This is a genomic window from Stieleria mannarensis (assembly GCF_014154935.1).
In the GTDB taxonomy this organism is placed as follows: domain Bacteria; phylum Planctomycetota; class Planctomycetia; order Pirellulales; family Pirellulaceae; genus Stieleria; species Stieleria mannarensis.
On sequence record NZ_JACEHH010000002.1, the window covers coordinates 220,409 to 242,175 of the forward strand.

Annotated in this window: 16 protein-coding genes; 9 read left to right on the forward strand and 7 right to left on the reverse strand. The window is 60.1% G+C overall.

The window, feature by feature from the left end; translation table 11 throughout:
- Positions 1-102 precede the first annotated feature (102 nt).
- Positions 103-1,983 (forward strand): Na+/H+ antiporter NhaC family protein, encoded by a 1,881-nt coding sequence (locus tag H1B37_RS02145; protein ID WP_182864960.1) that lies wholly within the window; start codon positions 103-105, stop codon positions 1,981-1,983.
- Positions 1,980-2,888 carry a DMT family transporter gene (locus tag H1B37_RS02150; protein WP_182864961.1) on the forward strand — a complete coding sequence of 303 codons (909 nt, stop codon included), beginning with the start codon at positions 1,980-1,982 and terminating at the stop codon, positions 2,886-2,888. The genes H1B37_RS02145 and H1B37_RS02150 overlap by 4 nt, the downstream gene beginning before the upstream one ends.
- Before the next feature lie 504 nt (positions 2,889-3,392).
- On the opposite strand, the gene H1B37_RS02155 is transcribed toward H1B37_RS02150, so the two are convergent.
- Positions 3,393-4,622, reverse strand: a complete 1,230-nt coding sequence (locus H1B37_RS02155; protein WP_182864962.1) for a lipase family protein — start codon at positions 4,620-4,622, stop codon at positions 3,393-3,395.
- Between the two features lie 319 nt (positions 4,623-4,941).
- Between H1B37_RS02155 and H1B37_RS02160 the strand changes: the two genes are divergently transcribed.
- On the forward strand, positions 4,942-5,496 hold the full coding sequence (locus tag H1B37_RS02160; RefSeq protein ID WP_182864963.1) for a gamma-glutamylcyclotransferase family protein: 555 nt from the start codon (positions 4,942-4,944) through the stop codon (positions 5,494-5,496).
- Positions 5,497-5,881: 385 nt separating this feature from the next.
- Entirely contained in the window at positions 5,882-6,715 is an 834-nt protein-coding gene (locus H1B37_RS02165; protein ID WP_182864964.1) for a hypothetical protein, read from the forward strand.
- 183 nt (positions 6,716-6,898) lie between these two features.
- Here H1B37_RS02165 and H1B37_RS02170 read toward each other — a convergent pair whose 3' ends face one another.
- Positions 6,899-8,200: a hypothetical protein gene (locus H1B37_RS02170; RefSeq protein ID WP_286177321.1), complete on the reverse strand. Its 1,302-nt coding sequence runs from the start codon at positions 8,198-8,200 to the stop codon at positions 6,899-6,901.
- 148 nt (positions 8,201-8,348) lie between these two features.
- Here H1B37_RS02170 and H1B37_RS02175 point away from each other — a divergent pair, with 148 nt between their 5' ends.
- Complete coding sequence (locus H1B37_RS02175) at positions 8,349-8,771, forward strand: Rrf2 family transcriptional regulator (RefSeq protein WP_182864965.1); 423 nt, start codon at positions 8,349-8,351, stop codon at positions 8,769-8,771.
- Here the strand turns inward: H1B37_RS02175 and lpxK are convergent.
- The gene (lpxK, locus tag H1B37_RS02180) at positions 8,746-9,780 is read right to left on the reverse strand and encodes a tetraacyldisaccharide 4'-kinase (RefSeq protein ID WP_182864966.1); all 1,035 of its coding nucleotides are present in this window, start codon (positions 9,778-9,780) and stop codon (positions 8,746-8,748) included. The two genes, H1B37_RS02175 and lpxK, sit on opposite strands and share 26 nt — an antisense overlap.
- Before the next feature lie 125 nt (positions 9,781-9,905).
- Positions 9,906-10,652, reverse strand: a complete 747-nt coding sequence (locus H1B37_RS02185; protein WP_182864967.1) for a hypothetical protein — start codon at positions 10,650-10,652, stop codon at positions 9,906-9,908.
- A 353-nt stretch (positions 10,653-11,005) separates the two neighbouring features.
- On the opposite strand from H1B37_RS02185, the gene H1B37_RS02190 reads away from it, so the two are divergent.
- The 4 genes from H1B37_RS02190 to H1B37_RS02205 all read left to right on the forward strand — a co-directional run bounded on the left by H1B37_RS02190 (position 11,006) and on the right by H1B37_RS02205 (position 17,069).
- Positions 11,006-13,684, forward strand: coding sequence for a hypothetical protein (locus H1B37_RS02190; protein ID WP_182864968.1), 2,679 nt, complete (start codon positions 11,006-11,008; stop codon positions 13,682-13,684).
- Positions 13,681-14,772, forward strand: coding sequence for a lysylphosphatidylglycerol synthase domain-containing protein (locus H1B37_RS02195; RefSeq protein ID WP_182864969.1), 1,092 nt, complete (start codon positions 13,681-13,683; stop codon positions 14,770-14,772). Before H1B37_RS02190 ends, H1B37_RS02195 begins: the two co-directional genes overlap by 4 nt.
- Before the next feature lie 102 nt (positions 14,773-14,874).
- Entirely contained in the window at positions 14,875-15,531 is a 657-nt protein-coding gene (locus H1B37_RS02200; protein WP_286177322.1) for a sigma-70 family RNA polymerase sigma factor, read from the forward strand.
- Complete coding sequence (locus H1B37_RS02205; RefSeq protein ID WP_182864970.1) at positions 15,528-17,069, forward strand: anti-sigma factor family protein; 1,542 nt, start codon at positions 15,528-15,530, stop codon at positions 17,067-17,069. The genes H1B37_RS02200 and H1B37_RS02205 overlap by 4 nt, the downstream gene beginning before the upstream one ends.
- Before the next feature lie 156 nt (positions 17,070-17,225).
- On the opposite strand, the gene H1B37_RS02210 is transcribed toward H1B37_RS02205, so the two are convergent.
- The 3 genes from H1B37_RS02210 to H1B37_RS02220 form a co-directional block, all read right to left on the reverse strand.
- Complete coding sequence (locus tag H1B37_RS02210) at positions 17,226-18,929, reverse strand: tetratricopeptide repeat protein (RefSeq protein WP_182864971.1); 1,704 nt, start codon at positions 18,927-18,929, stop codon at positions 17,226-17,228.
- Between the two features lie 5 nt (positions 18,930-18,934).
- Positions 18,935-20,704, reverse strand: a complete 1,770-nt coding sequence (xrtU, locus tag H1B37_RS02215) for an exosortase U (protein WP_182864972.1) — start codon at positions 20,702-20,704, stop codon at positions 18,935-18,937.
- A gap of 315 nt (positions 20,705-21,019) precedes the next feature.
- Positions 21,020-21,652, reverse strand: coding sequence for a hypothetical protein (locus H1B37_RS02220; RefSeq protein ID WP_182864973.1), 633 nt, complete (start codon positions 21,650-21,652; stop codon positions 21,020-21,022).
- Positions 21,653-21,767: the final 115 nt, after the last annotated feature.

The window sequence follows — 21,767 nt, forward strand, 5'->3', positions numbered from 1 at the left end:
CAGAGCGCACTTTGGTCGGGGCGGGGAGAATTGGCATTTTGCACTCTCTTGCGGATCAAACCTGACCTATCGCCGCCGGAAGGCTGTGCCGATGTGATTGCAGTGCCCGTCGCGATTCGCTACATCGAAGCGGCGCGATCCGGCCAAAGTGCAATTGCCCAGAGTCGACCGGAGGGTACATTGTCGGAAAATCCGATCCGCTGGACCGGCTTTCGCCCTGACCTGCCTCACGCCGATTTTTTCCGTGCCAGTCCATTGAACGATCATCCCTATGGCTGGCTCAGCCTGTTACCACCGTTGGTCGCGATCGTGTTGGCGATGGTCACCAAGCGGGCCGCGTTGTCCTTGTTGATGGGGATTTTTTGCGGGGCACTGATCACAACCGGTGGCGATCCGGTGGCGGCAGTGGTGGATTTTTGCGAAGTCCATTTGTGGCCGACGCTGGCAGACCCGGGCAAGCTAAGAATCTTTTCCTTCACGTTGCTGATGGGGGCGATGATCGGTGTGATCAGCCGCAGCGGCGGGATGCTGGGGCTGATCAAGTTGATCACGCCGATCGCCAAGACACGGCGCGGCGGGCAATTGACGACGTGGTTGTTGGGGATGGTGGTCTTCTTTGACGACTATTCCAACACCGTGCTGCTCGGCGGGACCCTACGGCCGGTTTGTGACCGGCTCAAGATCTCGCGCCAAAAACTGGCCTACATCGTCGATTCGACCGCCGCACCGATGGCCAGCCTGGCGTTGCTGTCGACTTGGATTGCGGTCGAAATCGACTACATCGCCGAAGGGCTCGGTGATATCGAAGGGGCAAAGATTTCGCGGGCGATGGAATTGTTCATCGCCAGTGTACCCTATCGTTTTTATGCAATCCTGGCCTTGGTGATGGTGCCGATGCTGGCGTTGACTCGGCGTGATTTCGGTCCGATGTTGCAGGCCGAACAGAATGCCAGCGACGCCGGATCCGACGAGCACGCATCCCAAGTCGGTTCGATCGCGGATCCGCTGACCGAACCGAGCTCGGAAACATCTTGGCTGGTCGCCGTCGTTCCGATCGCAGCGACCTTGGCCGTCGTGATCGGGCTGCTCTATGCGACGGGCATCGCTTCACTGCAACCGGCAGCGACCGATTCGGCGGGCGAGGGTCCGCCGTTGCGCGATATTTTGGGCGCCGCCGATTCGAGTTTGGCGCTCCAGTACGGTGCGTTGACGGGATTGGCAACCATCACGTTGATCTGTCTGGCACGGCGACTGTTGACATTGCAACAAGTGCGCGAAGCGAGTTGGGGCGGGATGAAGATTGTTCTGCCGGCGATCGTGATCCTGTGGACCGCGTCGGCGCTCTCGCGACTGACCGGCAGCAAGTCGGTTGACGGTCAAGCTGGAGAACAGTTCGAGTTTCAGGATCACCGGTTGTACACCGGGCAGTTTGTCGCCGAGACGATCCTGTCGGGGGCAAGTGTGTCTTCGGCGGATGATTCGGATTCCGTATCGTCCGATTCGGTGCCGCTGGTCGTTCGGATGTTGCCAACGATTGTCTTCTTGTTGGCCGCAGTGCTGTCGTTTTCCACCGGCACGAGTTTCGGGACGATGGGATTGCTGATGCCGATGACGCTGACCTTGACCGCCCCGCTTGTGGCGGCGCTGCCGGGCGACGTCGGGGCTTTGCCGGATGTGCTGACCCACCCGTTGATGTTGGCGACGATCGCCAGTGTGCTTTCCGGGGCGGTTTTCGGAGACCACTGTTCGCCGATCTCGGACACCACGATCCTGTCGTCGCAAGCGTGTGGCTGCGATCATATGGAACACGTGCTGACGCAAATGCCCTATGCCGTCACGGCGGGATTGATCGCGATCTTGGCCGGAACGCTGCCGGTCGGCTGGGGCATCGGTTGGGGATGGTTGCTGCTGGTCCAAGTGATCCTGCTGGCCGCCGTGGTCGCGACCCTCGGGCGGCGTGTCGCCGGTGAGGCGAATGGGTGAGTGCCGAACGCGATTCAGGTTCTAGCGATGCATGGCGCGGCAGGGGGCTGATCGTACTCGCGGCGGTGATGTGGAGTACGAGTGGTTTTTTTGCCAAGGCGCCTTGGTTTGACGGTTGGCCGGAGGAGTCTCGGGGGGCGCTGCTGGCGTTTTTTCGCAGTTTGTTTGCGCTCGTCCTGCTGGCACCATTGGTTCGCCGCGTGGAGTTTCGGCGGGCGATGCTCCCGATGACGATCTGTTTCGCCGTGATGGTTTGGTCGTTCATGTCGGCGATGGTCTACGTTTCGGCGGCCAGCGTGATTTGGTTGCAGTACCTTTCGCCCGCCTGGGTGATGCTGGGCGCGGTGACGATTTTGAAGGATCGTGTCGGTGTCGCCGAGGTGCGGATGTTTCTGTTTTGCATTGCCGGCGTGGCGTTGATCGTCGTGATGGAACTGCGCGAGGGAGGGAATTTGCTGGCGACGTTGCTGGCCATCCTCTCTGGGATCACGTTTGCCGGCGTGGTGCTTTCGATGCGATCGATGAGCGAAGTGGATTCGGCGTGGTTGATCACGCTCAACCATGCCGCGGCTGTGATCTTGTTATTACCCTGGGCCTGGTCGACCCACCAAACGATCCAGGTGTCGGCGTATGTGGCATTGGGAGCATTTGGCGTGATTCAAATGTCGATTCCGTACATCTTGTTCGCGCGCGGACTGCGTCAGGTGAATAGTGCCGAGGCGTCGATGTTGATCTTGATCGAACCGGTGCTGGTTCCGATTTGGGTTTACATCGCCTGGCGCCACCACCCCTCCTATGACCCGCCGCAGTGGTGGACACTCGTCGGGGGCGGAATGATTTTTGTCGGACTCGTGCAGCGCTACCTGCCGACGGTCATTCGTCACGCCCGACGCCGACGAACGTGAATTCTCAACCACACAACGCCCGTGTTGCTAGCACTTGACCGGAGTACCGATCCCGGTGGACGTCGATTGTCGAAGTGACGGATTCGATCGTCGCGTAAGTCGCTAAGACTTCCGCAAGCCGCGAGCCCGCCAGCCGATTGTCCCCCGCGGGGACACGGCACCAATCGTCGCGTCCGGATTACAGAGTAGATCCCGGCGGGGACACGGCACCAATGGGGACACCCAGCGGGGACACACCCAGCGGGGACATGGCACCATGCATCACCCAGCGGGGACATGGCACCATGCATAGCGTCCGCATTGCAGTGCTAGCATTTCGGCGCGGTCGCCGTCGGATTTACAAGTGCCGTGTCCCCGAGGACGGGACCGGTCGGATTCACAAGTGCCGTGTCCCCGGGCGGGAGAAGGTGCCGTGTCCCCGGGCGGGAGTAGGTGTCCCCGGGCGGGAGGCTTGTCCTCGAGTGGGGGCTGACAGGATGGGAGCCTTTCCCACGGTTGGAGCCGCTATTGTTCGACCGATTCGTGCTCGACCAGGAGATCTTTGATCTCGATGTACATCGGGTCATTGATCACTTCGTGCAACAGGGCGTCGTCGTAGAGCATGTGCTCGTTGTCGCCCGCACCGCTGAGGAATCCGATCCATTGCGAGGCCGTCGGAACAAAGAAGATCTCTCCGCTATCGAACAGAATCTCGTAGTGGGCGCTGTTGGTACCGGTCAACGGGTTGATGTTGTGGGTGTTGCCGACGTGTTCGTAGTAGATGATCGTCGGGCTTTTCCAGTTTTCCCAGATTGCCTCTTTGTCGGGAAAGGTCGTTGCGGGGTCTCCAAGCACGACGAATCGCTCGGTCACGTCGGCAAGCTTGATTCCGTCAGGACCGACATCCCCCAAGATCGATCGGAACTGGGCATTGCCGACCTTGGGAGAACCGAACGTCTGCAGACTTTGGACGGGGATGTTTTCGTCATAGTGCAAGCGGGCTGCGCAGACGGTGGCACGAGCCGCACCGAGACTGTGGCCGGTCAAGAACACCTTGCGTCCGGCATTGTGGGCACTGCGAGCGTGACCGGCGACCCAGTCAAACACCGCATCGGCACTTTCCCAGAACCCCTGATGCACGCGGCACTCCTTGTCATTCAGTTTGACTTTGATCGGCACATCAAGCAAATCGACTTCGACGTCGCGTTCAGGGGTCAGCGTTCCTTCGGCACTGGTGCCTCGAAAGGCGATGACGGTCGCGTTGCCGATTCGAAATGCAGCGGCCTCCGATCCTGAAATGGCATCCATGATCACGTCGATCCCGCCGGCCGGGATCCCTTGGGGCGTAAACCGATCGATCAAATCTTGGCGAAACGCCGTTCCGCTGAGGGCGTCGCTGTAGACGCCCATACTGAGCTGGGCCAAAAAGTACGAATTCAAGCTCGACATGCCGTTGTCTTCGGCGTCGAAAAAGTCGTAGGGCAAAATGACGGGCGTCTCAGTTTCGTCGTCAGGCGTGCTGTTGGAGTTTCCTCCCGTACCGGTGCTACCACTGGACGTCGTCACTTCGCCGGTTCGCGGATCGATGCTCCACTGCACCGACGACTCGATCGTGTTGAGATGGGACGTGTTGGCAACCGGTTTGCTTCCGCTGGCCTGTTTGGTCGTGTCGATCCGTTCAGCGGCGTGGGCGGTTGGCAGCCAGGCGAGGACGGCGGCCAAACAAAGCAACAGTGTTTTCTTGGACAGGGTCATTGTCGATTCCGTTTTGATCGTTGGAGTGAAAGGGCCGCCCGATTCATGGGCTTGCCGATCCAAGCGAATCCCCGATCAAAATGTGACAGTGAATCTGCCGCCGGGATCGCCCAGTCCGTTCGGATTGTGGGGGGCACTGGGAACGCGTGCTTCGAGCGAAACGATCCAGGAACAGTTGAACCAATAACCCTGCCTTGAAAAGGGCGACCAGGTGCGGCGTCAATTCCGCTCGCCGAAGAGGCGGACTTCGGCGGCGATTCACGTTAAACTGAATCCCTGAGAGAGGTTTGTTGTCGTCAAAACGCCGCCTGAATCGGACATGAAGTACTTTGCATACGGTTCGAATTGCAGCCCCGCCATCTTGGAGAAAAAACGAGTCGCGTTCACGAGTGCCCGGCCTGCCGTCTTAGCCGGGTATCGCTTGCGGTTCAACAAGATGGCGTTGCGGGATGGGCTGCCCTCCGGACTCGGGTACGCCAACATCAACGAAGACTGCGGCGGCAAAGTCGAAGGTGTTCTGTATGAAATCGTCGACCAGCATCTGGACCGATTGGACCAATCCGAGCGTTATCCGGATCACTACGGACGCATCGACGTCACCGTGCAGTCGGGTTTGCATGCCGTCCGCTGCATTAGCTATCAGGCCCGACATGACAAAATCGCCGACGGATTACGACCGCCACGCGAATACTTGAATCATGTTTTGGAAGCCAGAGACTTTGTATCCTGGCAGTATTTCGAAACGCTTCGTCGATCCGAAGCGTTCGAGGATGCGTGTGGTTGCTGCGGCACGATGTGCGAGGTGCATTTTGTGCAGGAGGCCGATCGCGTGCACATGCTTTGTCGCGCCTGCACCGAGACGCGACAGCGGTGAGCAGCCACGCGGGGCCGCCGACAGACGGCGGCCGAGGCAGAAGCGGTGCCCCCGCGAAACGGTGCGTTTCGAATGCCGGAAACGCAGGGGGGGCAGGCTTGTCTGGGATTTTTATTGAACGGAACGCCGCCGGCGAGACGGGGGCCGTTGCTGATCGCTTCCGCCCGACGTTCAAGCCCCCGAGCCCATCCGAATGGGCACTTTTCCCAACACTTGTTGCGAATCGGCAACGGGCGTCGTGGCGCGGGGACAACGCTTGGTGACGCACCCGATGATGGCGGTTGCGTTTTGACCGGCGTTGACCGTGATGAGTGGTTTTGGGCACGGATTCTGCATTTGGGCATCCGCATCTTTTGCGTCTCGTCCCCGATTGCGGTTTGCCTCCATGCATTGCGTTACCCTGGCCGATCTTGCCGCCACGTTGTCCCAGCACGGACCTTCTCTGTTGGAACTGCGGCCGCGGATTCCTTCGACAACGATCATGCGCTATTGGACGGCGTCACGCTCGCGACATGAATTGTGGCATCGAGTGATGGGACGTTACCGAGACGCCAAGAATGCGGGGAACTACGGCCGACTGGCGGACTGGTGGTCCGAGCACGTCGTCGTCTTGGAAGAGATTTTGGTTTCAGAACTGCTGACCCGAGTCGTCGCGGCCATCGGAGCGGAAACCGCCGCGGTCGAGGGTGAGGAAAGCCACGAGAGTCACCAAAGTCTTTCCGCGGTTACCCATGGTATCTATCTGGGACACATCGAAGCGAGCAATCGAGTGGCACAGATCATCCTGGAATCCTGTGGGGCGCGGGTGCAGGACACCGTCCGGCTAAATCGACTCCGCTACGGCGTCGAGCGATGGACCGATTGGCTGATCGGACGCGTCAGCGTCAGTCGCGACCGCTCGTTCCAGTACAGCATCGACGTCGAGCGATCGAGGACGTTTTACGATGAAGTCCGCGAAGGCGCGTCGTGCGTCCATCGCGACACGACGACCTGGTTGATGAACGCCGCCATGCGGGAGATGTTGGTGCGGCGAACGAGTGAAAACTCCGCGCTCGCGCATGCCAACCACGAAGTCGCTTCGTCCGCCTTGGCGATGTTTCGACCCGAGTTGTTTGACGATTACGGCGTCCCCAAGTCGGTGTGGTTGAATCGCTTGCAACGCGACGCCGCCAAACTGAAACCGTTTGACTTTGCCGGAACCGGTCAAGGGTTCTGCTGATGACTGGGAACGTTGGCCTCCAGTAGCGGAAGCTGCCAACAGTCTATTGAATTCATCGAAACGAAGATTTCAACGGTTAGCCGGTGGGCGTTCGTGTCGGTTTTATCACGGCGAGAACCGCGGCTAGTGCCGTGCGGATGACTGAATCAAGCGAATCATTCGACAAGCCGACAGCGAGTTCTCCTACGACGCGTGCTGAGAAAACCCCGGTTTCGTTTCGACCAGAATTTCCAGGATTTCGCGGCGCATTTTCGACGTCAAGTGATCGAAGTCGCCTGAATCATCGCGGCCTTCAAGAATCGCGATTAACCGCGAAACAACTTGCTCGCGAACCTGTTTCGGCAAGGCATCGAAAGCGGGCGAATAGATCAGGTAGCTACACGGGTACTTGAACAAGCGGGTTTCCAAATCAAAATCACGCAGCGAACGGCCGCGCGAATCCTTGATCGAGCGGGCGGAAAAATCTGCGACAAACTCCGACGCGCCGCTCACCGTGTCGGTCAACTGAAATTCGTCGACCATCAACAAGTATCGCAGGACTCGGTCGGCCGATGCCGCGATGCGGCGCTGGGCACTTTCGCTGATGTGATCCTTCGGCCGCTCCAGCAATTCGTTCATCTGATATGACTGGTGCAACGCCTGCCGCGTCTCGTAGTTCGCCGCCGCGATCGCGTTGTGCATTTGCGTCTGATGTTCCAGCACCATCAACGCCACGATGTCGCTGTGCGGTGCAATGTAGTCGTCGGTATCGATGTACTCGTCCAGAGTCGACTGGTTCGCACCGGGATCGCGATCGAACGTGTACTCGTCGCCTTCGCAAATGGTGTTGCCCATGTGCCGCATCGCGCCATGATTGCCAGTGACGTACCACCCGCCCCAACGCTGTTCAAACGGGCTGGTGTGGTCGGTCAGAAAGGTTCCGCTGCCCAGCTTGGGACGGCCCGCCGGATCGGCGAACACGCTGCGGACCAAGTACCCCGGAACCCCCTGCGTTCGGCTGGACGCGTGGCAGGACAAACAATTCCCGCGATCACGAACAAAGCTCGGCGGCTGCTGGGAGGGCGTCTGTTTCAGCGTGTAAAAAATCGCCCCCTGGTCGGCATCGGTCGTGGCGAACTCAAGCACATCGCCCCGCTGGCAGTAGCCGACATACACATCGTCGTTGAAGTACAACGCCCGCGGGCGTCGCGGTGAAATGCGATGCAGCTGCAAACTCGTTTTGGAAAACACCAACGTCTGGGAACTCGTCGGGACATCCAGGGCCTCAAGCACCGCTGGCAGGTACCCGAATTGATCGTCGTATTGCAGCGACGTTTCGCCCGATTGCAGGCGCCGGGACAACTGGGCGACCGGGTCATTGACCTCGGCGTCGAGGTAATTGATCGGCTCGCGTTCGAAATTGCCTTGTTGGGCGGTCGCACAGGGGACGCCGCAAAGGCACACCAAGCAGGGAATCAGGATGGCGAGGGCGGACCAGGGACGCATTGACAATCTTCTCCGCTGCACGGGAAACTTCGCAATCATTGACAAAATGGCGCGCATCGGCTCTCGTGACGCCATGACTCAGGGTATAATCTACGATTCTGCACGTCAATGTGTACTATTTAGCTGATCTCGGATTTCGGGCAAATTCATGCTTTCCAAAACCGCCGAATACGCGCTCCGGGCCGTCGCATGCCTGGGCAGCCAGCCTGGGGAACCGGCTTCGGCCGACCGTTTGGCGGAACAGACTAAGGTGCCACGCCGCTACCTGACGCGGGTGTTGCAGGATTTAGCCGCCGCCGGGCTGGTGTCCTCGCGTCCGGGGCCTGGGGGAGGCTATGAGTTGAGTCGGGCGACCGACGAGTTGACGATTCTGGATGTCGTCAGCGTTGTCGCGCCGATCGAGCGGATTCGGCACTGCCCATTGGGATTGAAGTCGCACCACAAGCTCTGCCCGCTTCACGCCGAACTGGACAAAGCCTATGCGGCAACCGAAGCCGCGTTTGCGGGCGTGACGATCAAGGAATTGGTCGAATCGACCAGCGAGATCATTCCGCTGTGTGAATCGCCATAGCGATGCGTTGCAGCATCGCGTCGAATTCCTTGGAGGGTTCGATTTCGGCGTCGATCGTCAGCGCCGATAGCGGCAGGTTGGCGATCCGGTCGGTCTGCAATTTGACGAGGTCTTTTTGCGTGCAGATCAACTGCCGGACGTCCGTTAACTCGTTCGCCCAGTGACGTAGTTGTTCAACGGTTTCGCGGTCGTATGGAGCGTGGTCGGGCAGGATGTTCTCGGCGACCACGACGGCACCGACGTCTTCGACGGTCCTTCGAAAAGCGGCCGGATTTCCGATGCCGCTGATCAGTCCGACTCGCTGCTTCCTCAGGTCGTCGACCGCGGCCCGTCGGTCGGGGAACTGCAACAGCCCGCTGGGTCGATGGCTGGACCGCAAGATCAAGATGCCCGGGTTGGCCGAGCGGATGGTGGCAATCACCTCACCGATCGCCGACTCGTCGACCTGATCGCAGCGTGTCAGGATGGCAACCTGGGCGCGGCACAGGCTGGTGAGCGGTTCACGCAACAATCCACGCGGCAACAAATGCCCGTAACCGAAGGGACAGGTCACGTCGACCAAGACGATGTCCAGGTCTCGATGCAAGCGTCGATGTTGGAACCCATCGTCCATCAAAATCAGTTGCGATTCCAATTCATCCACGGCGATCCGCGCCGCCGCGACTCGATCGGGGTTTTGGACGTGGGGGACATCGGGCAAACGCTGGTGCAACTCCGCCGCCTCGTCATTCTGATCGGCGTCACCGCGACCGTAGCCGCGTGAGACGATTGCCACTCGGATGTCGTGTCGGCGAAACCGCCGCGCCAGATCGGCAACGATCGGCGTCTTTCCCGTGCCGCCCGTCGTCAAATTGCCGACGCTGATCACCGCCGCCTCACAACGCTCGACGCCATCGCCGCGATCAAACGCTCGATTCCGTCGCGCGACCACGATGCGATACGGCAGCGCGGCGAATGCAAGTCCGGCCCGCATCCCTCCGGCCAGGATGCCGCTGCGGCGGCCGCTCATGATCGATCGATAGTCCAAGGGATGCGTGTGGTGGTGGGGACAAGCGGTGAATCACCGGTGTTTTACACGCTCCGTGGCTACGTCGCTATGCAACCTGCCAATAACGAAGGTGCGTCAGTCAACACTCAATCCGGCTGTTGGATCCAGTGACGGGGCCGGTCGACGTCGACTCCATCGGCACGGTCATCCGGCGGTGGCAAGGGGGACAGCACCGAAACGTCTCGCGTCTTGACCGCCGCGGCCGACTTGGCGACCGAATCCGAACTGGCCAGATGGGCGCCGACCGACGCTTGGGGAGCGGCGTGATTCGGCCAAGGCGTGGCCAGCGACGGGGGTTCGCCGATTGCGTTTTGGAACGTCCACTGCTTGCCGTCGGGTGCGATGACCGGCGGCGGGTTTTGGTCGGGCTGTCCGGCGAAACTATGCACCGCGGCGATGGATTGGTCCACGTATTGTGTTTCGGCAAACAGTCGCTCCAACTCGGCCAGCCGCTGCGTCTGGTCAGCGTCATGGTTGGCCAAGTCATGGTTGCCAGAGGCGACACTTGCGGTGGCGTTGAAGTGGCTTTCATAGAAGGGGTCGCGGTCGACCGGCACCGCCAGATCCTGGTAGGTCAGCGGCAATTGGCGCTTGTGCTGGGACGGGGCCGGTGGGCAATAGTCCGTCTGCGGATCGTACACGACGGGGACTTGGACATCTTCGGTCACTTCGCGGACCAGCATTTCGATCGACGCGTCGTCAAACGAATTTGATTTCGTCTGATTCAATCCGTCTTGGGCGGTCGAGGGATCGGGCAGCTTCGATTTGCGAAACGGCAGAGAGAAGAGGAGTCCGCCGCCCAGAATGAGAATTCCGAGAGAGAAGCGTCGCACGCGAAAACCTGGGGATGGAAAGGAAACGAAGGGGCCACCCGCCGAAGGGGCAAGGCTCGGTCAGTTTCTTCCCTGAAGCATCAAGACGCGTCGTGCGATTGGAACCTATCGTCCCCCGGGGCATCGGCTGGATAGCAAAATTGCGGGTTGGGGTCGCAGAAGGATCGCCGGCCGCCGGGTTCTGCGGACTGGGAAACCCGTGCGGTCTACGGGCCGGCCGATGGGTGTTCTCAGCGCTTTCAATACGATGCAGGCCCGCCAAAAAAAGTTTTCAGAATTTTGCACGGGCCCCCGCCGCGGCGGTCACTAACGAACAGAAACTTCCCGAAACTCCGCCCGGTGATGAGACGACGATGCGTCTGACTTTGCGAACCCTGCTGGCCTATTTGGACAACACCCTCGAACCCCAAGATGCTGAAATCCTGAGGCAGAAAGTGGAGCAGAGCGGGTTCGCCACGCAACTGGTTCAGCGGATCCGCAGCTCGGTCGCCGACCCCTCGTTGTCCGCCCCGGCTCCCGATTCGGTCCACCCGATCGAGGAGCCGAACATGATGAGCAACTTCCTCGACAGCACGCTCGCGCCCGAACAGATTGCCGAGCTGGAAAAAGCGTGCTTGGAATCGCTGCCGCACCTGGCCGAAGCGGCCGCCTGCCATCAGATCTTGACGATGGTTTTGGGCCGCCCCGCCGAGGCTTCCGATCGCCTGCGTGAACGGGTGCTGGCGATGGTCGACGAAAAAGGAAACATCGTTGTTGATTCACCAGCGGAATTCGGCCAAACCGGCGGCGCGTCGCCGGTGATCGCGGGCGAAATCGGCCCCCGTTATTCGGGCATCGACCTGTCCGATGCGGTCGGCGGCGACGATGCGGCCGCCACGGCAGAAAACGCGGTGCCGAATCAACTGCCGAATCAACCTCCGAGCGATGCGGAAGACGCAGCGGTCGGCGCGTTTCCCAGCGCCGCGTCCGAGCCGATCACAGATCCTCGGGCCACGCCCGCGCAAGACGTCCGCCCGGTCGGTGCGGGAGACAGTGGCGTTTTTCAAGCGGCGACCAAACTCCGTGAGCAGTCACACCAATTCGCCGAAGCCGGAATGGCACTCGATGATGCACCACCGCTGGCGGGCGACCGAACACTGAGACAGTTGGAACGCGCTGACTTTTACGACGGTGAAGTGCGGACGTCGCGAATCACCCCGTGGCTGGTTTCGCTGGCGCTGGTCGGGATCTTGCTGTTCGCGATCAGCCGCATCTTTGCGCCCTTGTTGGGACCACAGAAAGTCGCGCAAACCGGTGACGATGCGAGCACCGGCGAGGCGGTCGTGTCTCAATCCGCCAGCGATGACGCTTCCGCCAGCGATCTTCCCGAAACAGCCGCCTCGGATGGGGCTCAAGACGACTCCATCGGCGACGGGATCGGAGATGCCATGCAGATCGATCCGGAAATGTTGCCCGCCCCCGATCCCCAACCGGCCCCCCCATCACCCTCCGAAGCTGGCGAGGATGCCGGCGACGCATCCGCAAAATCGAATCCCGCCGAGCCAGAGACCGCTGCCGAGCCGGAGCAGCGATCCACGGATCCACCCACCGTCACGCCGTCGATCGATCCCAACGCGCCGCCGGTGCCGGTGCCAGCGACGGTGCCACCTCCGGTGCCTCCGCAGGGCGATCTCGGCGAAACCGTTGCGCCCGCCCCGCAGCAACCCGGGCCGGCGGAGGTCGTGATGGAAGACTCCGAGGGCCCGCCGGTGCCGCCGGCGATGGCCGACCAGCGGATCGCGGCGCTACCGGATCAGAACGACTCCGCGACGGTTGCCCCGGAACCCAAAACACCCGAGATGGAGTTGCCGACCGATCCCGCCGCCGCAGATCGGGAGGTGGCAACCCTGGCGTCCGACACCGCGTTGGTCGCACAGCGAGTCGACGAAACCAAGTGGGCGTTGATGACGCCGAAATCAGACGTCACACCGGGCGACGTGGTGGTTTGCGGGCCGGAGTATCGCGCCGAATTTGTGATCGCCGGCAATGAATCCCTGACCTGTACCCTGGTCGGCCCGACAGAACTCCGTTGGAAATCTGGTCAGGCGACGGTGAACGTGGACGTGCGGTTCGGCAAGGGCATTGTGCAATTGCCCGAGCCGGGAAACAGCTTGGCGATGACCTTCGGCGAATCCACGATCCAGGCCCAAAGCGAAACGGGGCAGGCCGTGCTGGCGATTGACGTCCAACATCATCGGCCGTTGAGTGCCGACCCGATGCTGCCCGATAACCACCGCACGTCGGTGGTGCTGACCTGCGTGGCCGGCAATGTTTCGATCACCGGTCATGGCAACCCCACCGACGTTCCGGCCGGCGGACAGGTCGTGCTTGACTTGAGTGCGACCGATCCGGGCGTCAACACGGTGACCCAGCCGACTCCCCTGCCGTCCTGGATCGATCCCGAAGTCGACACGGGCTCGCTGGAATCCGAAGCGGCCGGCGACCTGTTGGAATTGGTCCGCAGCGATGACTCCGATTCGTTGCTGCTGTCGTTGCGTGTTGCGTTGGGATTCCGCCGCAATGAGGTCGCGGCGTTGGCCGGAAAAACGATGCTGGCCCTCGGCGACGCGTCGGCCTACTTCGGCGTCGACGGATTGTTCAGCAACCCCAAGCAGCGACTGTATTGGTCGTCCCACCTGGACGCAGTCCGGCAAATGATGGACCGCAGCGTGGAGGACGCCGCGGCGGTGCGGACGGCGATCGCGGGCCAGAACGAAGCGATGGACAACGCCGATGGTGACACCCTGTTTCGACTGCTGACCGGGTACTCGCAAGATCAGCTGAAAACCGGTGGCGATGCGGAACTGGTCGCGGACCTGGAGTCGGCTTCCATGCCGGTTCGCGTCTTGGCATCGGAACACTTGCGCGACATCAGCGGCACGACCTTGTTCTTCAAACCCGAAGAGGGAGTTGCCAGCCGCCGCGAAGAAGTCGTTAAGAAATGGAAAGTGCGGCTGCGAAAGGAATCCATCCGATATCCGGACGCCGAATGAGCCCCAGGGTCAAGCAAATTGCTCGGGCGTTGATCGCGATCATCGTGATCGTGGGGCTGATTCTGGCCACGCGTGCTGCCGTCCGGCAATGGAGTCAACAGAAATCCGCCGCGATCGCGGGGATCAAGGAGTTGGAAGCCGCGCTGGCCTCCGCCGAAACGGCCGGCCAGCGCAACCGCATCGAGCGTGAACTGGTGGTGGCTCGGTCCTCTGTCCCCGCGATCGAAAATCTCGGTTGGCCAATGATCGGGTTGGCCGCCGCCTTTTACGGGATCAGTCTGATTCCCGGCGGGTTGGTGTTGTACGAAGGGACGCGTGTGCTGGGCTATCGAGCTCCGCTGGGGGACGTGTTGTCGGCTCAAGTCGTCGGCCACCTGGGAAAGTATGTGCCGGGTAAAGCGATGGTGGTGGTGATCCGGGCTGGACGGCTGGCCGGTGCGGGGGTTCCGCTGGTCGCCGGATCGATCGCCGTGTTTTTGGAAACGCTGACGATGATGGCGGTCGGCGCGGCGGTGGCCGGCGGTTTGATTTTCTTGCTGCCGGTGTCGCGCTGGATCGCGTGGTGTGCCCTGTTGGGTGGGATCGCGGCGACGTTGCCGACGCTGCCTCCCGTGTTGAAACGAGTCGTGGCCAAGGTCAGCTCAAAACAGACCGCCATGGCAGGGAAAGGTCACGATGCAGCCCCGGAGGCGGAAACCGCTGCGGTCGCGGTTAGCCACGACTGGCGTTTTTTCCTTTCTGCCTGGTTCTGGCAGGGGCTGGCCTGGGTGCTGATCGGGGCCTCGTTTGGGTGTCTGGTCGAAAGTCTTCCGGGCCAGCCAGCGGAATTTTCGGCAGCGGTCCGGCATGCCGCCGCGACGGCCTCGATCGCCCTGGCAATGGTGGTCGGCTTCGCGTCGTTGTTGCCCGGCGGCGCCGGGGTCCGCGAATTGACGTTGGCGGTGGTCTTGGCGCCGGTGATCGGCAGCTCGCAAGCTCTTTTGGCGGCAATTTTGGCAAGATTGCTGTTCATCGGCGTCGAATTGCTGGCGGTGGTCGGGATTACGGTCACCCGCCGGGTGCGGGAATCCGTTCGGAGGCGTGTTTGAGCGAAACCTGGACTGCTGAGGCGGGTTCTATCGTGATAGACTAAGGAGCACGATCGCAGGCATCGATGCCGATTTTTCATTTCTCTTAGCGTCCCCGGTCGTTTGGCTGTTAGTGAATCCACCGCACTGCGTTACCAGCAATCGGATCCCGACGTCCGGTTGATGATGCGCGTCAGAAACGATGATGCAGTTGCGTTTGAGGAATTGCTGCGCAAGTACCAACCGCGGCTGGTGCGTTTGATGCGGACGATCGGGCCGAAACCGGATCTGGCCGAGGATCTGGCCCAAGAGACGTTCATGCGTGTGTTTCGGGCCCGGCACAGCTACGAACCCGGCGCGAAGTTCTCGACTTGGCTGTTCACCATCGCCGCCAATGTGGCCCGCAACGCGGCACGAAGCCAGGGGCGGCGTCAGGAAGTCAACGAAATCGATGCCCCGCCGACCGCCGACGGGTCCCGGGCGGTCGGCATCTTGGCCGCCACCGCCTTGGACGCCAGTTCGTTGATGCCCGGGCGGTTGGTCGAAGGCAGCGAACGCGGTGCGATCGTTCGCCAGGCCGTGGAAGCATTGGGCGAACGACAGCGCACGGCGCTGATGCTGTCGCGATTTGAAAACCTCAGCTATGCCGAAATCGCCGAGACGATGGGGCTGACCACCAAAGCGGTCAAATCCTTGTTGAGTCGGGCCCGTGTGAATTTGCGTGAAATCTTGCAGCCCTATATCGAGGCGGGCATGATCCCGAGCGAGGTGGAGCCATGAGCGACAGTGTCTTGTTGACCGATGATCAGCCGGTGGATCCCGACGACGAGCTATTGGTCGCCTACCTGGACGATGAACTCGAGGACGAACAGCGAAAAGCCGTGGAGAAACGGTTGGTCGCCGAAACCGAGTTCCAGCGGCGATTGCAAACCTTGCAAACCGGCTGGGAATGGCTCGATGACTTGCCCACCGAACCGAGCAACGAAAAACTGGTCGAATCGACGATCGAACTGTTGGTCGCCGACATCATTCCCAACAAGCAGGCCGACGCCGGTTGGCTCAGCAAGCACTGGAAACGCGTCGCCTTCGTCGCCTTGGTCGTCGTCGGATTCGCCGCCGGCGCGGTCGGTGTCTCCATCGCCAATCGGATCGCCTTGCAACACGATCTGGCGGAACTAGCGATCGCCGAGGACCACGAAGCGTACAAGTTGGGAGACAATTTTTCGCTGTTCTACCAACTCGCCTACAACCCGCGCTGGCAGGACATGATTGAGACCATGGAGCAGGTCGGGCGTCGAGAGATGGCCCCGCCGAGTGTCGTCGCCGAGATGCCCTTGCAAGATCGCGATGCCGCACTGCAGTCGCTGCCGACCGAGACCCGCGAAAAATTGGTCGTCCGCTGGGAAGCCTATCGCGGATTCAGCGATGAAGCCAAGGCGGAAATCCGACGGATCGCCGACGAAGTCCGCAAGGCCAAAGACAGCGAGAAACTATTGCGGACCATGAAGGCAGCCTCCGTCTGGATCGAAAGTGTCGGCGAAGAGCTGCGCGATGATTTGTTCAGCCCCGATGAAGCCGTGCGTCAAAACGCGATCGATTTGGCCATCGACATCACGATGAACGATTTGGCGCGAGACTCCGGGAAACTGATCAGCGAGGAGACTTCGGACCGGATTTTTCTGTGGCTCCAACTGTTGATGAACGAACGCCTGGAACAAGTCCCCGGATTGGTCGTTGCGTTGGATCGGGGCAAGGCGATGTTGAAGGAACAAGGCCGCGATGAGCAATGGGCCGAGTACTTTATGCTGCGATCCTTAGTCGGCGATCCCGATTGGCGTGGCAGGGGACGCGGCCCTGGATTCTCCGGTTTCGGGGGCGGGTTGCGGTTGGGCCCCGGCGGAGGCGGGCCGCGAGGGGCGGGCAACGGGCGTCAGCTTGCGGCGTCCACCGACGATTCGGCGGCAGACGCGTCACGCGATCCGGGGCGACGTCCGCCGCCACGAATCCCCCCGATCAGCGACCAAGAGTACCAGGACTTAAGATCGCTGTTGGACGACCAGGCACGAGAGGACTTGAGTGCGTTGACAAGCCTGTCGACCGAGTTGGCCGGAGAAATGGTCGCCGTCAACGACACGCTGCGGACCTGGACGATCGAATCGCTTCGTCGCAATTCGCCGGCATTTCAAGCCGACGAATCGACGCCGCTGGATCGCTACCGAGAACGTGAGGATCCCGACGTTTTGGACCTGCTGCCGCCGGACGAAATCATGGAAGCGGTCTACTATCGTCCCGGCCGACGCCAAGGTGGTCGACGCTAGCTGCTTGTCGCGTCAGATGATCACTTGCGATCACATCGCGCCGATTCGTGCACCGGAACGAGAACTCGACGTCGCTCGGGCCGAGCTGCGGCAAAGCCATTTCTCCCGCATCGGAGAGCACGTCAGAGGAGCGTCTACAAAAAAAACGCATCGAATTCAAGGTGATGGCGTCTTTTCACCGGCATACTCGTGGGCCATGTCATGGTGCTGCTCCGCCAAATCATCCAGCTCAAGCGCTTCATAAGCTCTCGCGAGTGACGCGTGCACCATCGGTCTGAGTGTCGGATCGGCGAGTGCCTTTTCCAGATCGGCAATGGCATCGTGGTACCGTTCCATTCGTAACAAGATTTGCCCACGAGTTTCGAGAAGACTCGGATGGCCGGGCAGCTTCTCCAACGCGAGTTCCGACAATTCGAGCGCTCGTGGCAAGTACTTTTCATCCGACCGCCCCAGGGCATATGCCAGATTATTCAGCATTCCTGCCAGGTTTCCTTGGGCCTGGCTGGCGGCGAGCTCAAGGTGGCTGCGTGCCTTATCTTCCTCGCCCCTGATCATGAGCACGGTCCCCTCGACGAAATGCTTGGACGCGGGATCAAGTCCTCGAAGCAAATCACGGCGGACATTCTTGAGACCGTCGTCTTCCGCCTCCGCACAGTCGATCAAGAGTTCGACGACCGATTCGATCACCAACGGGCTCTGTGGAGCAATCTTCTGCGCATCGAAGATGAATTCTGATCGCTTGGCAACTGACTCACGATCGCCGATCGCCCGTTGCAAGTTCTTCGCCCGGAAGACCAAGGCTTCCGCAGTGGCGGTCAGCAGAATCGGCTCGGGCGTTAACTTGTAGCCGTCAACAAGCAGGCGGTACGCCTCATCGAATTGTTCGTCCAGCACCAGTGCCTGTGCATATTGCAATCGAAGTTGCACGGCGGTGGGTTGTGCCAGGAATTTGGGCTTGAGGTATCCGATAGCAGCCTCGGCAAAACGCTGCGCTGAGTCGTATTCCTTGACTCGATCGGCCAGCAGCGCCGCGGCGAGGTTCACCGAGGGCTCTGATTCTGAAAGCTCTTGATAGTGCCGAAGTGCGTCACCATAAAAGCCATTTTCCGCCAGGAAACCGGCGTACAGCTTTTGCGCAAATCGGGCCCTGTCGGACGGTAGATGACTCATTGCAACCGTTGCACACTGGTGACAGAGTTGTTGCTCCGCTTTGCCCCAGCTGGTTCGACGAACTAATTCTCCCGATTCACTATCGGATTTGGCCGATTCATCGTAAACAAGTGCCTTGAGCATCCAAAGCGCAGCGGGCCCGTACTGTTTTTGAATCGCAAGACGAAAAATCGCTCTTCGCGCCGATTCGGTTCGTCCCAATTCGTCATCAAGCATGGCAAGCTGGTATTGGTGCTCCAAGTTTTCAGGGTCCAATTCCAACAGCCGCTGCGCCGCGACGGCAGCAACTTCGGTCTCTCCCGATGCCATCGCCGCACGCAACTTGTCCAAATAGATCGTCTGGGTCTGACCGGAATCTCGACGCGCGATTACGACCGCGGTAGCGGCCAACACCACCAACACCAGCAAGGCGGGGATCGCCGGAGCGAGCGCCATGTAGGGACGAGTGAGCAACCATTTCCAAAAGAATACCGTGCCCCACTTGATCAGAAACAAGGGATTGACTGCCTGCTGCCAAGTGACCGTTTCAGGCTCACTCGCCAAATTTCGCCGCAAACGCCGAGCCCACTCGTGTTGCGGGAATGCGAACGCTCGACTAAGTCGCCCGATCAGATCCACGCGTGCAGGCAACGAGAGCACGGTCATGACGGCATGCCGGCTTAATCGAAACCAGCGACGGAAAAGTTTCATGAGGTTCATCGGCGGTTCCTTTCCACTTCGCTGCGTTCGCCGACGACTTCCACACCAGAGGGCTGTCCGGAGGCCTCCTCGGTCAGTCCGCCTCGGACGCGCTGCCGGAAGGCCTCAAAAAGCGCTTCGAGCTTGTCGACCTGATCAGGCACGAGCGGCATCTGCGACTCGGTCCACAATTGCAACATGATGACTTTCGACGAAAGTGAGTTTCGATCACGAAGTCGCGCGTCAAACAAGGAACCTAATCCCATCATCGGCGGTTGCAGTAATTCGCCGTCCCGCGTCAAACCACAAAACAATAGTGTTCCGAACCCATGGGTATCTCTGACCATCTCCAAATATGAAACGGGCCATTGATCGACCGAAACTTCGAGTCCCTCTTCACCGGAATCTTTCTCGACCGCTGCGTCGTCCTGTGCGGACTGCCATACCGGAATCCAATCGTTGATCTGCCATCCGTTCCCTTCGTAACAGGCTCGCATGTCGTGCCATTCCGGATACGGCTGGCTGACCGCGAGTCGCACCGGCATGCCGTCAACGACGACGGTCCAGACGTCCGCATGGTTTCCCAGCTGCCGACTGTTCGCCTCTCGCAACGCCTGATGATCGGTGACGAGCGGCGCGTATCGCGTCGTACTCAATAGATCCTCGTCCGGAACCCACAGCAACGGCCGATTCGCATCGACGGCGACCTTCCCGAAACGGGATTCGACGACGCGGTAGCCGAGACCGAGCGAAAGCAGGCACACCAACACTGAAGCCCCCACCAGCGCCGTTTCGAACTCCGGTCTCGGTTGATTATTCGGATGTTGATGATCCGTCGTTGGTTTCAAATCAGCCAGCCCCACTTCCTCGTGGTCGACATCGTATTCAACACCCACCATCAACGCGCGGTTCCACAGTCGTGCCACCGGATTGCCTTCATGACCAGACTCGTCCGGAGGAACCGGGTAAAACATCACGTTTAACAAGCGATCGGTCGAAAGGGTAAGCAACACCGCGATGACTAGGCAGACCCATCCGAGAGTCGCATGGGCGGGGCCTTCGGAAAGATCAAATCCATACCATTCTTGTGCCAAGGCGATCGATGTGATTCGCATGACGTTCATGACCATCGCCCACACCATGCCAGCCAGGACGTAGGCCGGCGTCGAAACAAGCGGTCGTCGACGAAAAACGACCCACAGGCAAACCAAAAAGAGGACGGTGAAGAGTGACTGGACCCCGCTGCACGCCTCTTCGACGAAGAGCGTCCCGCCGGGTAACTCGATCACATTGCCACGCAGATAGTGCGCGACTCCGAACGCATCGAGCAAATAGCTGCTAACTCGGGACGTAAAACGCTGCAGGGTGGAACTGAAGGCCAAATCCAGATTTAGCGGAAGACGGATCAGCATCACCAACGGCAGTGCCAGGTAGGTCAGTCGTTGACGCGAAACGCTATCGGCGTGGTGCGTGTGCAACCAAGCGGTCGCGATCAGTACGAATCCGACCGCGGTCAGCCAAGGCGAAGTCCGGTAGGTTGAAAACAACGTCAACGCCAACCCGCCAACCACCAGACCATTGGATAACCACGACGTCGGCAACCGAAGCCGATAATCCCAACGGAACAGGACGAGCGCGACGACCGAGATCAATAGCGGAAAAATGTACCCGTATTGATCATGCTCGCTGAGCCATGAAAGGTAGACCGCCCCCCCCGGCATCGGCGCAACAAAGGCCGAGCCCCAAAATACGGCGGATGCAATCGTTTGGGAGCGCTCACTATGCATTCGAAAAGGCGTTGTGCAAAATCAAAGACTTGGGCGGACTCGGAATTCAACTCAACACGCGTCAACGTGCGTTCGATCCGTATTATGAAGCGAATGTTAACGTGCCGCATCGCCGGCCGATTCGAATTCGTCAGAAATAGACCCAAGCGACTCATCGGCCTGCACCATGATCATTTCGGCGAAGAAGCGGTTCCAAGGTCATCATGACCGATGGGCGCGTTAGAGTCCTTGAAACCTTGAATTTCAACAAAAAAAGGCGAATCCCACTGGGACTCGCCTTTGTTGATCCATCGTCGACAATCAGCTCAAGATGGCCTACTTTTCTTCTTCCTCTGCTCGGCGACGCTTGCGGCGTCGGTAGCCGACTCCGCAGCCGCCGAGAACCAGTCCCGTCAAAGCGGCCATCGTCGCGGGCTCCGGTGCCCCACGGATGGTTCCGTCGCCTCGGAATCCGTTCGGACCTCCTGAAAATGCGATCGTCGTTTCGCCATTGATCAGAACAGCCAAGGAAGCAGGCGAAAGGTCGGTGGAGGAAACCGTGTCGGGCGGATTCAAGAACGAAAAGTTGTAATTCACGAAATTCGGCCCCAAAAGACCAGCCGCGACCGTTCCGCTGAACGCCGCAATATCCTGAGGTGTGGTCCCGAAATTGTCTCGCACACGAAGTGTTCCGGTGGTGGCTACCGTGACCTCGGCGTTGCTATCCGGATTCGATGTGCTCGGATTCGGGGTCGAGGGAAATGTCAGGGTTCCACTGACCGTGGTATCGATACCGCCTGGGGCGGGATCATAGTCCAACACCAACTTGAAATTTCGCGGAAAGGACCCGAGAGCGACCGGGCTGCCGGTGTCTACCGAACCGAGGAATGAAACCAACGCGGCATTGGCGCTCCCGCTGAAGGCCATCATCGCGATTACAGCGGTAGCAAGTAGTTTCGAGCAGTTCATTGTTGGGCGTCGTTCATCTGTCAAATCAAGGGATGCACACAAGCAACCTAGAGACTAGTGAGAACGTGAGCAGATGCAACATCTCGGTGGTAGAAAATCTCCATTGTTGCTTATT

Excerpts from the sequence above, each read along its gene's own strand:
- H1B37_RS02155 (WP_182864962.1), bottom strand. The coding sequence starts at position 4,622 with ATGACCCTGTCCAAGAAAACACTGTTGCTTTGTTTGGCCGCCGTCCTC.
- H1B37_RS02160 (WP_182864963.1), top strand. The coding sequence starts at position 4,942 with ATGAAGTACTTTGCATACGGTTCGAATTGCAGCCCCGCCATCTTGGAG.
- H1B37_RS02165 (WP_182864964.1), top strand. The coding sequence starts at position 5,882 with ATGCATTGCGTTACCCTGGCCGATCTTGCCGCCACGTTGTCCCAGCAC.
- H1B37_RS02170 (WP_286177321.1), bottom strand. The coding sequence starts at position 8,200 with ATGCGTCCCTGGTCCGCCCTCGCCATCCTGATTCCCTGCTTGGTGTGC.
- H1B37_RS02175 (WP_182864965.1), top strand. The coding sequence starts at position 8,349 with ATGCTTTCCAAAACCGCCGAATACGCGCTCCGGGCCGTCGCATGCCTG.
- lpxK (WP_182864966.1), bottom strand. The coding sequence starts at position 9,780 with ATGAGCGGCCGCCGCAGCGGCATCCTGGCCGGAGGGATGCGGGCCGGA.
- H1B37_RS02190 (WP_182864968.1), top strand. The coding sequence starts at position 11,006 with ATGCGTCTGACTTTGCGAACCCTGCTGGCCTATTTGGACAACACCCTC.
- H1B37_RS02195 (WP_182864969.1), top strand. The coding sequence starts at position 13,681 with ATGAGCCCCAGGGTCAAGCAAATTGCTCGGGCGTTGATCGCGATCATC.
- H1B37_RS02205 (WP_182864970.1), top strand. The coding sequence starts at position 15,528 with ATGAGCGACAGTGTCTTGTTGACCGATGATCAGCCGGTGGATCCCGAC.
- H1B37_RS02210 (WP_182864971.1), bottom strand. The coding sequence starts at position 18,929 with ATGAAACTTTTCCGTCGCTGGTTTCGATTAAGCCGGCATGCCGTCATG.
- xrtU (WP_182864972.1), bottom strand. The coding sequence starts at position 20,704 with ATGCATAGTGAGCGCTCCCAAACGATTGCATCCGCCGTATTTTGGGGC.
- H1B37_RS02220 (WP_182864973.1), bottom strand. The coding sequence starts at position 21,652 with ATGAACTGCTCGAAACTACTTGCTACCGCTGTAATCGCGATGATGGCC.